Here is a 13363-nt window from a genome sequence, read left to right on the forward strand (position 1 = left end):
GTGGCGCCGTCAAGCGGCCGGCGGCACCCAATCGGCCAGGAAATCAGCCGCCGCGCCGCGTGCACGCCGCGGCGCCACGGCAGGTGCACGGCCGATGGACACGAAGCACACCGCCTGCTCGCCCGGTGCCAGCGCGAAGGCCTGCGCAAAGCGCGGCGTGCGCACCGCCCGCCCGCTGGTCAGCATGGCGCCATGGCCCATGCCGTGGGCGGCCAGCAGCAGGTTCATCAGCGCGGCGCCCAGGGTGATGGCGCGTTCGACCAAGGGCACGTCGTCGTCGGGCGGCTCGCCGCGCAACACCGCCAGCAGCAGCACCGGCGCGCGGAGGGCCTTCTCGCGGCTGCGGGCGATGTCGTCGGGCGTGGCGGCCGGGTCGCGCTCGCGGGTGCAGGCTTCGAACAGATCGGCCAGGGCCGCGCGCTGGCCATCGGCGATGCGCACCAGGCGCCAGGGCCGCAGGCCGCGGTGGTCGGGCGCGCAGGCGGCGGCGTCGACCATCTGGCGCAGCTGCGCATCGTCCGGCCCCGGCGCCAGCAGGCGCTTGGGCATGACCGACTGGCGGCTGCCGATCAGCGCCAGCACCAGGCCGGCCAGGTCGGCGCCGTCGTCCGTTGCGTCGTCAGCTGCAGCCATGGCCGATTCTGCGGCCGGCCGGATCAGGGCGGCGGCGGCATGGTGGCGCCGCATTGCCAGCACTGGTCGAACGGGCCGTCGATCACCTCGCCGCAGCCGCGGCAGGCCCAGCGCCGCTCGGCCGGATGCCGCAGGCCGTGCAGCAGCGCCCGGGCCTCGTCCCAGCGGGCTTCGTCGGTGAGCCACAACTCGGGCAGGGCCTGGTCGGGCGGGATCTGGCCGGCGATGCCGCTGGCAAAGGCCCGCTGCACGCTGACGCCCAGGCCGGCGCTGTTCAGCACATCGGCCCACAGTGTGGCGATGGCCAGGTTGGGCGCCTGCGCCAGGCGCTTCATCGCACCCGGCTCGACACCACGATGCCGGCCACGATCAGCCCGAAGGCCAGCGCATGGAAGGCCTGCGGCCACTCGCCCAGCAGGGCGGCGCCCAGCAGCGCGGCGAACAGCGGCGTCAGGTTGCCGAAGAAGGCCGCCACCGTGGGCCCGGCCTGGGCCACGCCCAGGCCCCACAGCCGGTAGGCCACCAGCGACGGGAAGATGCCCACATAGGCCAGGGCCAGCAGCAGGGCCGGGCTCCACACCACGGTGTGCGCACCGGGCTGCAGCCACTCGCCGATGCCGGCGAAGGCGGTGGCCCACAGCAGGCCCGGCGCCATCTGGATGCAGAGGAATTCGGCCCAGTGCCAGTCGGGCCGCGCGGGTGCGCGCATCAGCGCCGGCGGGCGGGCCAGCAGCCAGCTGTAGATGCACCAGCTGACGATGGCGCCCAGCATCAGCAGATCACCCGGCACCAGCTGCACCCGCAGCAGTGCCGCCGGATCGCCGCGCGACAGCACCACCGCCACGCCCAGCAGCGACAGCACCGCGCCGCCGATCTGCGCCGGCCGCGGCCGCTCGCCGTACACCGCCGCACCGATGGCCAGCATCCACACCGGCGAGCTGGCGGCGATCAGCGTCACGTTCAGCGGCGTGCTGGTCTTCAGCGCCAGGTACTGCAGCGCGTTGTAGGCCCCCACGCCGGTCAGGCTGAGCAGGGCCAGGTGCGGCCCCCTTGCCGCCAGCTCGGCACGCCGCTGCGGCGTGCCGAAGGCCCGCCAGCCCAGCGGCAGCAGGATGGCCAGCGCGATGGCCCAGCGCAGCGCATTCAGCCACAGCGGGCTGATCGACTGGATGGCCAGGCGGCCGACCACCGCGTTGCCGGCCCACAGCAGCGGCGGCACGCTGAGCATCAGCGCCAGGCGGGAGGTCAGCGCCATGCAGGCAAGTGGTGGATCGGCATGGGGCGCGATTGTGGCGGCGGCCGCTGCAGCCCCGGCCTGCACGGCTGCACAGACCGTGGGCGGCCGGGCATCCCCGGCCCCCGCGGCAGCGCCGGCTGGCAACGGTTACGCTGGCGCCCCGTCCCAATGACCAGGAGACTTCCCATGCCCCAGACCATCCAGATCCAGCAGTACGGCGGCCCCGAGCAGATGCAGCTTGTCGACCTGCCCGTCGGCGAGCCCGGCCCGGGCGAGATCCGCATCCGCCACCATGCCATCGGCCTGAACTACATCGACGTCTACCAGCGCACCGGCCTGTACGCCAACCCACTGCCGCTGAGCCTGGGCATGGAGGGCGCCGGCATCGTCGAGGCGGTGGGCGCAGGCGTCACCCACCTCGCCGTGGGCGACCGCGCCGCCTATGCCAGCAACCCGCCCGGCAGCTACAGCCAGGCGCGGGTGATGCCGGCGCGCACCGTCTGCAAGCTGCCCGACGACATCTCCTTCGACACCGGCGCGGCGATGATGCTCAAGGGCCTGACCGCCCAGTACCTGCTGAAGAAGACGCTGCCGGTGGAAGGTCTGCAGGCCGGCGACCACATCCTGTTCCATGCGGCCGCCGGCGGCGTGGGCCTGATCGCCTGCCAGTGGGCCAAGGCCCTGGGCCTGCAGCTGATCGCCACCGCCGGCAGCGCCGCCAAGTGCCAGCTGGCGCTGGACCATGGCGCGGCGCATGCCATCAACTACCGCAGCGAGGACTTCGTCGCCCGGGTCAAGGAGATCACCGGCGGCCAGGGCGTCAAGGTGGTCTACGACTCGGTGGGCAAGGACACCTTCGAGGGCAGCCTGAACGTGCTGCGGCCCTTCGGCCTGCTGGCCAGCTTCGGCAATGCCTCGGGCCCGGTGCCGCCGTTCGCACCCGGCATCCTGGGCAACAAGGGCTCGCTCTACATGACGCGGCAGACGCTGTTCACCCACATCGCCACCCGCGAGAGCTGCCAGGCCATGGCCGACGACCTGTTTGCCGTGGTGCGCAGCGGCGCGGTGAAGATCCGCATCGACCAGCGCTACCCGCTGGCCGAGGTGGCCCGCGCCCACACCGCGCTGGAAGCGCGCGACACCACCGGCTGCAGCATCCTGATTCCCTGATCCGCCTGCCCCCCCCGCAAATCGGGGGGTGTGCGGTGCGCGGGTGCATCCGGGTGCGGCGTGGCGGCGTAGGGCTCAGGGTCAGCCCTGGTGCCTGTGGTCCCGGGGCTGGCGTTTCCCAACGCCAACCGCTTCAAGGAGCACCCATGACCCGCTTCACCCGCGCCGCCCTCGCCACGGCCGCCCTGACCCTGGCCACCGCTGGTGCCCAGGCCATCACCCTGGTCGGCCTGACCAGCGCCGGCCAGCTGGCCCGCATCGACACCGGCAACATCGCCGGTGCCACCACCACCGCCATCACCGGCCTGGCCGCAGGCGACCGCCTGGTCGGCATCGACCAGCGTCCCAAGGACGGCAAGATCTACGGCATCTCGCTGTCCAACCAGCTCTACACCATCAACGAGATGACCGGCACCGCCACCCAGGTGGCCATGCTGGCCACGCCGGCGGTGCAGGCCGGCCTGGGCTACGGCATCGACTTCAACCCGGTGGCCGATTTCGGCACCGGCGCCTCGCTGCGCCTGGTCAGCTCGGCCGGCGGCAACTTCGCGGTCAACGCCGGCACCGGCGGGGTGACCACCGCCACGTCCATCGCCGCCGGCTACACCGCGGTGGCCTACACCAACAGCATGCCGATGCCCACCGCGGCGCCGGCCAGCACCGCGCTGTACTACATCAACACCAGCACCGACATGCTGATGATGGCGCCCAGTGCGTTCAACAACCCGACCATCAGCGCCGTCGGCGCCCTGGGCGTTGACGCGCTGCGGGCCAACGGCTTCGAGATCGCCAACGGCATGGGCTATGCCGCGCTGAACCTGGATGACGGCACGTTGGGCACCGGCCTGTACGGCATCAACCTGGCCACCGGCGGCGCCACGCTGCTGGGCAACTACAACGGCACGCTGACCGGCCTGACCGTCAGCGCCGTGCCCGAGCCGCAGACCTACGCCCTGATGCTGGCCGGCCTGGTGGCCGTGGGCGCGCTGGCGCGCCGCCGCAAGGTCTGAGTTCAGCCTGACGCCAGCGCCTCGCGCACCGCGGGCAGCTGGCGGCGCGACACCGCCAGCGCCTCGCCATTGGCCAGGCGCACCACCCAGCTGTCGTCGGCTTCACCCGGGCCGGCGCCGGCGGCGGGTGCACGCTCCAGCGCCCGCACCGCGCTGCGCGCCACCAGCGCATTGCGGTGCACCCGCAAGAAGCCCTCGCCCAGCCGCTGGGCCAGGTCGGCCAGCGGCTCGTCCAGCAGCCACTCGGCCTGCCGGGTGCGCAGGGTCACGTACTTCAGCTCGGCCTTCAGGTACACCACCTCGGTCAACGGCACCCGCAGCACTCGGCCGCGGTCGCTGACCACCAGCACCGGCACCGCCGGCTGCTCCGCCAACACCGGCGCTGCCAGCCGCTGCGCCACCCGCAGCAGCGCGGCCTGCAGCCGCTCGCGGCGCACCGGCTTGGTGATGTAGTCGGCCGCGTCCACCTCGAAGGCGCGCAGCGCATGCTCGGCATGGGCGGTGACGAACACCACCATGGGCGGCTGCGGCTGGCCCGGCGCCACCGCGGCGCGGCGGATCGCATCGGCCAGCTTCAGGCCGCTGCCGCCGGGCATCACGATGTCCAGCAGCACCAGGTCGCAGGCGGTGTGGGCCAGCAGGGCCTGGGCCTGCGGCGCATCGCCGGCCTCGCCCACCACCAGCGCGGCGGGCAGCGGATTGGCCTCGACCAGGCCGCGCAGCCGCAGCCGGGCCAGCGGCTCGTCGTCGACGACCAGCACCCGCAGCGGCGAGGATTCCTCGCTCACAGCGGCACCTCGATGCGGGCGTTGTACAGGCCGTGCTCCACGCCGCAGTGCAGCGTGGCGGCCACGTCATGCAGCAGGCGCAGGCGCTCGGCCACATTGGCCAGGGCGATGCCGTTGCCGGCCGCGCCCGGTGTGTCGGGCAGGGTGTTGGTCACCAGCACGATGGCCATGCCGCGGTGGGCCCGGGTGCTGACGACGATGCGGCCACCACCCACCGCCGGCTCCACGCCATGGCGCACCGCGTTCTCCACCAGCGGCTGCAGCACCAGCGGTGGCACGCTGGCGCCCGCCGCGGCCGGGTCCAGGTCCCAGACCAGCTGCAGCCGCTCGCCGAAGCGCAGCTGCTCGATGGCCAGGTAGCGCTGGGCCAGGTCGATCTCTTCGTCCAGCGTGACAGCGCTGCCGGTTTCGGCCAGGGCCACGCGGAACAGCTGGGCCAGATCCTCCAGCACCGCCTCGGCGCGCTGCGGGTCCACCTGCACCAGGGCCAGCGCGGTGTTCAGCGCATTGAACAGGAAGTGCGGCCGGATGCGCGACTGCAGCTCGGCCAGGCGGGCACTGGCCTCCACCGGCTGCGCCGCCGCGGCACGCAGGCCCAGCCAGTGCCACACGCCGCCGGCCAGGGCCGCGCCGGCCAGCACGCTGCCCAGCGCCCGGCTGGCCGCGCCGGGCACCAGGCCCAGCGCGGCACACAGCGCCCAGCCGGCCAGCGCCGCCAGCCCACCCAGCGCCAGCAGCAGGCCGTCGCGCAGCATTGCCGGGCGGCTGGCCAGCCAGGGCCGCAGCGCGCACACCGCCGGCAGCCACAGCAGCGTGCCGGCCAGGCCGGCGAAAGCGCCCACTGCGGCCCGGCTGGCCGCGTCGACCCAGCCCTGGGCCAGCGGCGCGCCGGCCAGCAGCACGGCGGCCTGCACCGCCAGCAGCACCCGCAGCGCCAGCGCCGGCTGACACAGGTGGAACTGCAGGCCCAGCCGGTGGCGGGCTTGCGTGGCCTGGCCCTGCAGCGGGTCGAACCGGGTGGCGTTGAACAGCGAGCTGCCGGCCGCGCCGCGCAGGCGCCCGGTGTCGGGCCAGAGGCTGGGCGCGCGGCTGCCGGTGTCGCCGGCGTCGGGCTGGGCAGGATGGTCGGCAGGGGCCATGGGCAGCGGTGCAGGGGGCCAACCGATAATACGGGCCTGCCGCGCCGCCCCTGGCCGGCCCACACTCCACCCAGAAGATCCGCCCATGTCCGGCAACCAACTCGACCAGAAATCCAAGGCGTGGTCGGCCCTGTTCTCCGAGCCGATGAGCGCGCTGGTGCAGCGCTACACCGCCAGCGTCGATTTCGACCAGCGTCTGTGGCGCGCCGACATCCAGGGCAGCCTGGCCCATGCCGGCATGCTGGCCGCGCAGGGCATCATCGGCGCGCAGGACCTGGCCGACATCCAGCGCGGCATGGCCCAGATCACTGCCGAGATCGAAAGCGGTGCGTTCCAGTGGAAGCTGGAGCTGGAGGATGTGCACCTGAACATCGAGGCCCGCCTGACGCAGCTGGTGGGCGACGCCGGCAAGCGCCTGCACACCGGCCGCAGCCGCAACGACCAGGTGGCCACCGATGTGCGCCTGTGGCTGCGCGGCGAGATCGACGCCCTGGCCGGGCTGCTCGTCGACATGCAGCGCGCGCTGGTGGAGGTGGCTGCGAAGAACACCGACACCGTGATGCCCGGCTTCACCCACCTGCAGGTGGCCCAGCCGGTGAGCTTTGCCCACCACCTGCTGGCCTATGTGGAGATGTTCGCCCGCGATGCCGAGCGCCTGGCCGATGTGCGCAAGCGGGTGAACCGCCTGCCGCTGGGCGCCGCCGCGCTGGCCGGCACCAGCTACCCGCTGGACCGCGAAGCCGTGGCCGCGGCACTGGGTTTCGACGGTGTCTGCGAGAACAGCCTGGACGCGGTGAGCGACCGCGACTTCGCCATTGAATTTCTGGCGTTCGCCAGCATCACCATGGTGCATGTCAGCCGCATGGCCGAGGAGCTGGTGCTGTGGATGAGCCAGAACTTCGGCTTCATCGACCTGGCCGACCGCTACTGCACCGGTTCGTCGATCATGCCGCAGAAGCGCAACCCCGACGTGGCCGAGCTGGCCCGCGGCAAGAGCGGCCGCGTGGTCGGCCACCTGATGGGCCTGATCACCCTGATGAAGGGCCAGCCGCTGGCCTACAACAAGGACAACCAGGAAGACAAGGAGCCGCTGTTCGACACGGTGGACACCCTGGCCGCCACGCTGCGCATCATGGCCGAGATGGTGGCCGGCATCACGGTGAAGCCGGCGGCGATGGAGGCCGCTGCCAAACGCGGTTATGCCACCGCCACCGACCTGGCCGACCACCTGGTGAAGAAGGGCCTGCCCTTCCGTGACGCGCACGAAGTCGTGGCCCATGCGGTGAAGCTGGGCCTGCAGAAGGGCGTGGACCTGGCCGAGCTGTCACTGGACGAACTCAAGGCGCTGCACCCGCTGGTCGGCGACGACGCGCCGCAGGTGCTGACGCTGCGCGGCTCGCTGGAAGCGCGCAATGTGCGCGGCGGCACCGCGCCGGCCCAGGCGCTGGCGCAGATCGCCCGGCACCGCGCGCGCCTGGCTTGATCCCGAGCAAGCCGCGCACGTTCTGTGCGCTGGCAGACATGCCGCAGTGACATGCGGGGCGCACCATGCGGCCATGCCGGCCTGGCGGCCGGCGGTTCCCGCGAGGTGTGCCCTGGATACCCTGACCCGCCGGCGATTGCCGGCCGCCCTGCTGGGCTGTGCGCTGCTGCTGGCAGGGTGTGCCAGCCCGCCCACCGCAGCACCCGGCCCCACGCTGGCCAACCTGCCCACCGCCTGGGCCGGCGCGCCGTCCGCCCCGCTGGCGGCAGCTGAACGCCAGGCCCTGCTGGCCTGGTGGCAGCAGTTCGATGACCCGCAGCTGAGCGCCCTGGTCACCCAGGCGCTGGCGGCCAACACCGGCGTGCGCAGTGCCCAGGCCGCCCTGCGCCAGGCCCGAGCGCTGCAGGATGTGGCCGCCGCCGGCCTGGGCCCCACGCTGACCGCAAGCGCCGATGCCCAGCGCAGCCGTGCCAGCAACAACAGCAGCAACCGCTTCGGCGCCAGCCTGGATGCCAGCTGGGAGGCCGACCTGTTCGGCGGCCGCCGCAGCGCGCTGGATGCCAGCACCGCCACCGCAGAGGCCAGCGAAGCCAGCCTGGGCGCCACCCAGGTGTCCTTGGCCGCCGAGGTGGCGCTGGCCTACATCAACCTGCGCAGCGGTCAGGCCCGGCTGGCCATCGCCGAGGCCAACCTCGCCAGCCAGCAGGAGACGCTGCAGATCACCCGCTGGCGGCTGCAGGCCGGCCTCGTCGACAGCCTGGCGGCCGAGCAGGCACAAGCCGCCGCCGAGCAGACCCGCGCCAGCCTGCCGCCGCTGCAGACCGCGGTGGCCCAGGCCCGCCATGCGCTGGCGGTGCTGACCGGCCAGCCGCCCGCGGCACTGGATGCCGCGCTGGCCGCCACCGCGCCGGTGCCGCAGCCGGCCGCCACGCTGGCCCTGGCCGGCCCGGCCGACACCCTGCGCCAGCGGCCCGATGTGCGCGCCGCTGAGCGCCGCCTGGCGGCGGCCTGGGCCACGCTGGCGCAGGCCGATGCCGCGCTGCGGCCGTCGCTGCGGCTGTCGGGCTCGCTGGGGCTGTCCGCGCTGACGCTGGGCAGCCTGACCAGCGGCAGCGCGGTGGCCGGCGCGCTGCTGGCCGGCATCAGCCTGCCGGTGTTCGACGGTGGCGCGCTGCGCAGCCAGCAGCGCGCCCAGCAGGCGGCTGTCGAGCAGGCACAGGAGGCCTGGCGCGCCAGCGTGCTGACCGCGCTGCAGGAGGTGGAAGATGCCCTGGTGGCGCTGCGCGGCGACCGCGCGCGGGTGCAGCGCCTGCAGGCCGCCGCGGCCGCCGCCACCAATGCCGCCACCCTGGCCAACCAGCGCTTCCGCAGCGGCCTGGTCGACTTCCAGACCGTGCTCGACACCCAGCGCAGCCAGCTCGGCGCGCAGGACAGCCTGGCCAGCGCCGGCGCCGATGTCGCCGCCGGCCATGTGCGGCTCTACAAATCCCTGGGCGGTGGCTGGGCCGGTTCACCAACCGACATGCCCGCTGCTGCCAACACCCCCACGCCATGACCAACGCCCCGCCCGACACCGACGCGCTGAACGCCTTGCTGGGCGACAGCGCCGCCCGCCCCTGGACCCGGCGCCTGTGGCCCTGGTTGCTGCTGGCCGCGGTGCTGGCCGCCGGCGGGCTCTGGTGGTGGTGGCAGGCCGGTGCCGCCGAACGCGCCGCGCCGGTCTACAGCACCGAACCGGTGGGCCGCGGCAACCTGGTGCTCAAGGTCACCGCCAACGGCACGGTGCAGCCCACCCGCACCATCAACATCGGCAGCGAGCTGTCGGGCACGGTGCTGAAGGTCAACGTCGACGTCAACGACCGGGTCAAGAAAGGCCAGGTGCTGGTGGAACTGGACACCGCCAAGCTGCGCGACCAGGTGCGCCGCGCGCAGGCGTCGCTGGCCTCGGCCCAGGCCAAGCTGGCGCAGACCACCGCCACCATCGCCGAGGCCCAGGCCAACCTCGGCCGGCTGGAGGAGGTGGCGCGGCTCAGCGGCGGCAAGGTGCCGTCGGCCGCCGAGCTGGACACCGCCCGCGCCGCCCTGGCCCGCGCCCAGGCTGACGCCGCATCGGCCCGCGCCGGCGTGCAGGATGCGCAGGCCGCGCTGTCCACCGACCAGACCAACCTGGGCAAGGCCTCGATCGTGGCGCCGGCCGACGGCATCGTGCTGACCCGCAGCGTCGACCCCGGCAACGCCGTAGCGGCCTCGCTGCAGGCGGTGACGCTGTTCACCATCGCCGAGGATCTGTCCAAACTCCGGCTGTGGGTCTATGTGGACGAGGCCGACGTGGGCAACGTGCAGCTGGGCCAGCAGGCCAGCTTCACCGTGGCGGCGTTTCCGCGGCGCAGTTTTCCGGCGCGCATCACCCGGGTGGGCTTCGGCTCGACGATCACCGAGAACGTGGTCACCTACCTGACGGACCTGGACGTGGACAACACCGACCTGAGCCTGCGCCCGGGCATGACAGCCACCGCCACCATCACCGCCATGCGCAAGGACGATGTGCTGCTGGTGCCCAACACCGCGCTGCGCTTCACGCCCGGCACCGCCGCGCCAGCGGCGGCCAAGGGCGGCGTGCTGACCAGCCTGGCGCCGCGCATGCCCGGTGGCAGCCGCCGGCCGGCCTCGGCCACGCCCGGCAGCACCGCCGGCGCCCGCCAGGTGTGGGTGCTGCCCGACGACGGCAGCAACACGCCGTTGGCGGTGCCGGTGGAGCCCGGCATCAGCGACGGGCAGATGACCGAGATTCTCCAGACAACCGGCGGCGGCGGCCTGAAGGCGGGCATGCGCGTGATCACCGACCAGAAGCTGGCGGTGGCGAAGTGACCGAGCCGCTCATTCGCCTGCACCAGGTGACCAAGCGCTACGGCAGCGGGGCGACCGAACTGCTGGCGCTGAAAGGCATCGACCTCGAGATCGAAGCCGGCGAGTTCATCGCCATCATGGGCCCCAGCGGCTCGGGCAAGAGCACGGCGATGAACATCCTGGGCTGCCTGGACACGCCCAGCGACGGCCAGTACCTGTTCAAGGGCCAGCCGGTGCAGCGCTTGAGCCGTGACCAGCGCGCCCGGCTGCGGCGGCGGTATCTCGGCTTCGTGTTCCAGGGCTTCAACCTGCTGGCGCGCACCTCGGCACTCGAGAACGTGGAGCTGCCCCTGCTCTACCGCGGCGACCCGCCGGCCCAGCGCCGCCGTGCCGCCGCCCAGGCGCTGCAGGCCGTGGGCCTGGCCGGGCGCGAGCGCCACACGCCGGCCGAGCTGTCGGGCGGCCAGCAGCAGCGGGTGGCCATCGCCCGCGCCATCGTCACCGAGCCGGCGGTGGTGCTGGCCGACGAGCCCACCGGCAACCTCGACACCGCCCGCAGCCACGAGATCATGGGCCTGCTGCTGGGGCTGAACCGCGACCACGGCATCACCGTGCTGATGGTCACCCACGAGCCCGACATGGCCGCCTATGCGCGCCGGGTGGTCACCTTCGTCGACGGCCGCATCGCCAGCGACCGGGTGAACCAGCACCCCAGCACATCGGCGCCCGAGGCAGCGCCACAGCCCACCAGCAGCGAGGCGGGCTGATGCTGCTGAGCGTGTTCCTGCTGGCGCTGCGCTCGGTGCGGCGCAATCTGCTGCGCAGCTTCCTCACCATCCTGGGCATCGTGATCGGCGTCAGCGCGGTGATCACCATGGTGACGCTGGGCAACGGCGCCACGCAGTCGATCCGCAACCAGATCGCCGGCCTGGGCAGCAACCTGCTGCTGGTGATGCCAGGCCAGCGCCTGCCCGGCGGCGGTGGCGGCGGTGGTGGCGGCGTGCCGCAGTTCACGCCGGCCGATGCCGAGGCCATCGCCAGCCAGATCGGCGGCGTGGCGGCGGTGGCGCCACAGGCGCGGGCGGCCGCCACCGTGGTGGCCAATGGCCGCAACTGGTCCACCAGCGTGACCGGCAGCACCAATGCCTGGTTCGAGGTGGGCAACTGGAAGCTGGCCCAGGGCCGCATCTTCGAACCCGACGAGCAGACCGCCGGCGCCGCGGTGTGCGTGGTCGGCGAGACGGTGCGGCGCGAGTTGTTCGGCGGCACGGTCCAGGCAGGCGCCAGTGCACCACCGGGGCTGGGCCAGGCCCTGCGCATCAAGCAGTTCTCCTGCACCATCGTCGGCATCCTGGCGGCCAAGGGCCAGAGCGGCATGGGCGACCAGGACGATGCGGTGATCGTGCCGCTGCAGACGCTGCAGCGCCGCGTCAGCGGCAACCGGCGGGTCAACACCATCTCCGTGGCCATGGCCGAGGCCAGCGACAGCGCGCCGCTGAAGGCCAGCCTGCGCAGCCTGCTGCGTGAACGGCGCAAGCTGGCTCCCGCCGACGACGACAACTTCAGCATCTTCGACACCCAGCAGCTGGCCGAGACCCTGTCGGGCACCATGGGCGTGATGACCACGCTGCTGGGCGCGGTGGCCGCGGTCAGCCTGCTGGTGGGCGGCATCGGCATCATGAACATCATGCTGGTCAGCGTGACCGAGCGCACCCGCGAGATCGGTCTGCGCCTGGCGGTGGGCGCGCTGGAGCGCGAGGTGCTGCTGCAGTTCCTGATCGAATCGGTGGTGCTGTCGGCCCTGGGCGGGCTGGTGGGCATCGCCATCGCCACCGTGGCCTCCTGGGGGCTGTCGGCGCTGATGGACGTGCCCTACGCCTTCGATCCCGGCATCAACCTGCTGTCGCTGCTGTTCTCGGCCGCCATCGGCGTGCTGTTCGGCTACTTCCCGGCGCGCCGCGCCGCGCGGATGGACCCGATCGAGGCGCTGCGGCACGAGTAGGACGGCCCCCCCGCGCGGGCCGGACGAGCGGCCATTTCCACCGGCTTTTCCGGCCATTGCCGGACACCCCCCCATGCAACGATGTCGCAGCACATCTCTGGGGGCAACGGGTGTTCGGACTTTCTCGTGGTGGACTGCAGCCAGGCTGGATCGCCTGCGCGCCGGCCGGCGCCGACGCGACCTTCGCGCTGGTGCAGCCGGGCGGTGCCGAGGGCCGGCCGGCGGTGCGCTGGACGGCCACCGCGCCCTGGGCGCGGCCGCTGGCCGCGCTGCAGCGGCTGCGCCGCCAGCATGCACTGCACCGCCACCGCTGCGTGGCCGTGCTGCAGCGCCACCAGTACCAGTGCATCACCATGGATGCGCCGGCCGACGTGCCGCGCGCCGACTGGGCCGCCGCGGTGCGCTGGCAGCTCAAGGACACGGTGGACTTTCCGGTCGACAGCGCCGCCGTCGACGTGCTGGCCGTGCCCGAGGGCACCAGCTACCGCGCCCAGCAGCAGCTGATCGCGGTGGCCGCAGCCGAGGCCCAGGTGCGGCCACTGGTGGAATGCGCGGTGGACGCCGGCGCACCCTGGCAGGCCATCGACATCACCGAGACCGCGCTGCGCAACCTCAGCGCCCTGGTCGAGCCCGAGGGCCGCGCCCAGGCCCTGCTGCACTGCCAGCGCGGCCATGCCACGCTGGTGGTCACCCACGGCGGCGAGCTGCTGTCGAGCCGGCAGATGGAGCTGGACCTGCTGCTCGACGACGACGCCGATCCCGACCTGCGCAGCGCCGGCCATGAACAGGCCGGGCTGGAGCTGCAGCGCACGCTGGACGGCGTGGAGCGTGCCTTCGGCCAGGTGACGCTGGCCCGCCTGCTGGTCACGCCGATGCCCGGCCTGCATGCGCTGTGCGACCACCTCGGCCCGCTGCTGTACGTGCCGGTGGCACCGCTGGACCTGACCGAGGCGCTGGACTGGAGCGCCGTGCCCGGCCTGCTGGACGACCCGGTGCTGCTCAACCAGCAGCTCTGCGCCATCGGCGCGGCGCTGCGCCCGCACTGAACACCACC

13 protein-coding genes are annotated in these 13363 nt (G+C 73.2%); 8 read left to right on the forward strand and 5 right to left on the reverse strand.

The features are described from left to right. Positions 1–9 precede the first annotated feature (9 nt). From FFT10_RS06355 to FFT10_RS06365, 3 genes are read right to left on the reverse strand one after another with little or no spacing between them, the layout of a single operon-like run. The gene (locus FFT10_RS06355) at positions 10–633 is read right to left on the reverse strand and encodes a nitroreductase family protein (protein WP_137731930.1); all 624 of its coding nucleotides are present in this window, start codon (positions 631–633) and stop codon (positions 10–12) included. A gap of 23 nt (positions 634–656) precedes the next feature. Then, complete coding sequence (locus tag FFT10_RS06360; RefSeq protein ID WP_137731931.1) at positions 657–968, reverse strand: putative signal transducing protein; 312 nt, start codon at positions 966–968, stop codon at positions 657–659. Further along, positions 965–1888: a DMT family transporter gene (locus tag FFT10_RS06365; protein WP_137731932.1), complete on the reverse strand. Its 924-nt coding sequence runs from the start codon at positions 1886–1888 to the stop codon at positions 965–967. Before FFT10_RS06365 ends, FFT10_RS06360 begins: the two co-directional genes overlap by 4 nt. Positions 1889–2056: 168 nt before the next feature. Between FFT10_RS06365 and FFT10_RS06370 the strand changes: the two genes are divergently transcribed. Further along, the gene (locus FFT10_RS06370) at positions 2057–3040 is read left to right on the forward strand and encodes a quinone oxidoreductase family protein (RefSeq protein ID WP_137731933.1); all 984 of its coding nucleotides are present in this window, start codon (positions 2057–2059) and stop codon (positions 3038–3040) included. Positions 3041–3186: 146 nt separating this feature from the next. Then, positions 3187–4050, forward strand: a complete 864-nt coding sequence (locus FFT10_RS06375; RefSeq protein ID WP_137731934.1) for a DUF4394 domain-containing protein — start codon at positions 3187–3189, stop codon at positions 4048–4050. A 2-nt stretch (positions 4051–4052) separates the two neighbouring features. Here the strand turns inward: FFT10_RS06375 and FFT10_RS06380 are convergent, their stop codons facing one another. Together FFT10_RS06380 and FFT10_RS06385 are read right to left on the reverse strand one after the other, a co-directional pair. Next, positions 4053–4838: a LytR/AlgR family response regulator transcription factor gene (locus FFT10_RS06380; RefSeq protein WP_137731935.1), complete on the reverse strand. Its 786-nt coding sequence runs from the start codon at positions 4836–4838 to the stop codon at positions 4053–4055. Continuing rightward, on the reverse strand, positions 4835–5977 hold the full coding sequence (locus FFT10_RS06385; RefSeq protein WP_137731936.1) for a sensor histidine kinase: 1143 nt from the start codon (positions 5975–5977) through the stop codon (positions 4835–4837). The genes FFT10_RS06380 and FFT10_RS06385 overlap by 4 nt, the downstream gene beginning before the upstream one ends. 85 nt (positions 5978–6062) lie before the next feature. Here FFT10_RS06385 and argH point away from each other — a divergent pair, with 85 nt between their 5' ends. From argH to FFT10_RS06415, 6 genes are all read left to right on the forward strand, one after another. Beyond that, positions 6063–7460 (forward strand): argininosuccinate lyase, encoded by a 1398-nt coding sequence (argH, locus tag FFT10_RS06390; RefSeq protein WP_137731937.1) that lies wholly within the window; start codon positions 6063–6065, stop codon positions 7458–7460. 136 nt (positions 7461–7596) lie between these two features. Then, positions 7597–9015: an efflux transporter outer membrane subunit gene (locus tag FFT10_RS06395; RefSeq protein WP_228026975.1), complete on the forward strand. Its 1419-nt coding sequence runs from the start codon at positions 7597–7599 to the stop codon at positions 9013–9015. Then, positions 9012–10328, forward strand: coding sequence for an efflux RND transporter periplasmic adaptor subunit (locus FFT10_RS06400; protein ID WP_137731939.1), 1317 nt, complete (start codon positions 9012–9014; stop codon positions 10326–10328). The genes FFT10_RS06395 and FFT10_RS06400 overlap by 4 nt, the downstream gene beginning before the upstream one ends. Beyond that, positions 10325–11074, forward strand: coding sequence for an ABC transporter ATP-binding protein (locus FFT10_RS06405; RefSeq protein WP_137731940.1), 750 nt, complete (start codon positions 10325–10327; stop codon positions 11072–11074). The genes FFT10_RS06400 and FFT10_RS06405 overlap by 4 nt, the downstream gene beginning before the upstream one ends. Then, on the forward strand, positions 11074–12309 hold the full coding sequence (locus tag FFT10_RS06410) for an ABC transporter permease (protein ID WP_137731941.1): 1236 nt from the start codon (positions 11074–11076) through the stop codon (positions 12307–12309). The genes FFT10_RS06405 and FFT10_RS06410 overlap by 1 nt, the downstream gene beginning before the upstream one ends. A 110-nt stretch (positions 12310–12419) precedes the next feature. Beyond that, positions 12420–13355, forward strand: coding sequence for a type IV pilus biogenesis protein PilM (locus FFT10_RS06415; RefSeq protein ID WP_137731942.1), 936 nt, complete (start codon positions 12420–12422; stop codon positions 13353–13355). Positions 13356–13363 lie beyond the last annotated feature (8 nt).

It is taken from the genome of Pseudaquabacterium pictum (genome assembly GCF_005403045.1).
GTDB lineage: Bacteria > Pseudomonadota > Gammaproteobacteria > Burkholderiales > Burkholderiaceae_C > Pseudaquabacterium > Pseudaquabacterium pictum.

What these genes read in the sequence shown, in the direction of transcription:
- FFT10_RS06355 (WP_137731930.1), bottom strand. Translation starts at nt 633, where the DNA reads ATGGCTGCAGCTGACGACGCAACGGACGACGGCGCCGACCTGGCCGGC.
- FFT10_RS06360 (WP_137731931.1), bottom strand. Translation starts at nt 968, where the DNA reads ATGAAGCGCCTGGCGCAGGCGCCCAACCTGGCCATCGCCACACTGTGG.
- FFT10_RS06365 (WP_137731932.1), bottom strand. Translation starts at nt 1,888, where the DNA reads ATGGCGCTGACCTCCCGCCTGGCGCTGATGCTCAGCGTGCCGCCGCTG.
- FFT10_RS06370 (WP_137731933.1), top strand. Translation starts at nt 2,057, where the DNA reads ATGCCCCAGACCATCCAGATCCAGCAGTACGGCGGCCCCGAGCAGATG.
- FFT10_RS06375 (WP_137731934.1), top strand. Translation starts at nt 3,187, where the DNA reads ATGACCCGCTTCACCCGCGCCGCCCTCGCCACGGCCGCCCTGACCCTG.
- FFT10_RS06385 (WP_137731936.1), bottom strand. Translation starts at nt 5,977, where the DNA reads ATGGCCCCTGCCGACCATCCTGCCCAGCCCGACGCCGGCGACACCGGC.
- argH (WP_137731937.1), top strand. Translation starts at nt 6,063, where the DNA reads ATGTCCGGCAACCAACTCGACCAGAAATCCAAGGCGTGGTCGGCCCTG.
- FFT10_RS06400 (WP_137731939.1), top strand. Translation starts at nt 9,012, where the DNA reads ATGACCAACGCCCCGCCCGACACCGACGCGCTGAACGCCTTGCTGGGC.
- FFT10_RS06410 (WP_137731941.1), top strand. Translation starts at nt 11,074, where the DNA reads ATGCTGCTGAGCGTGTTCCTGCTGGCGCTGCGCTCGGTGCGGCGCAAT.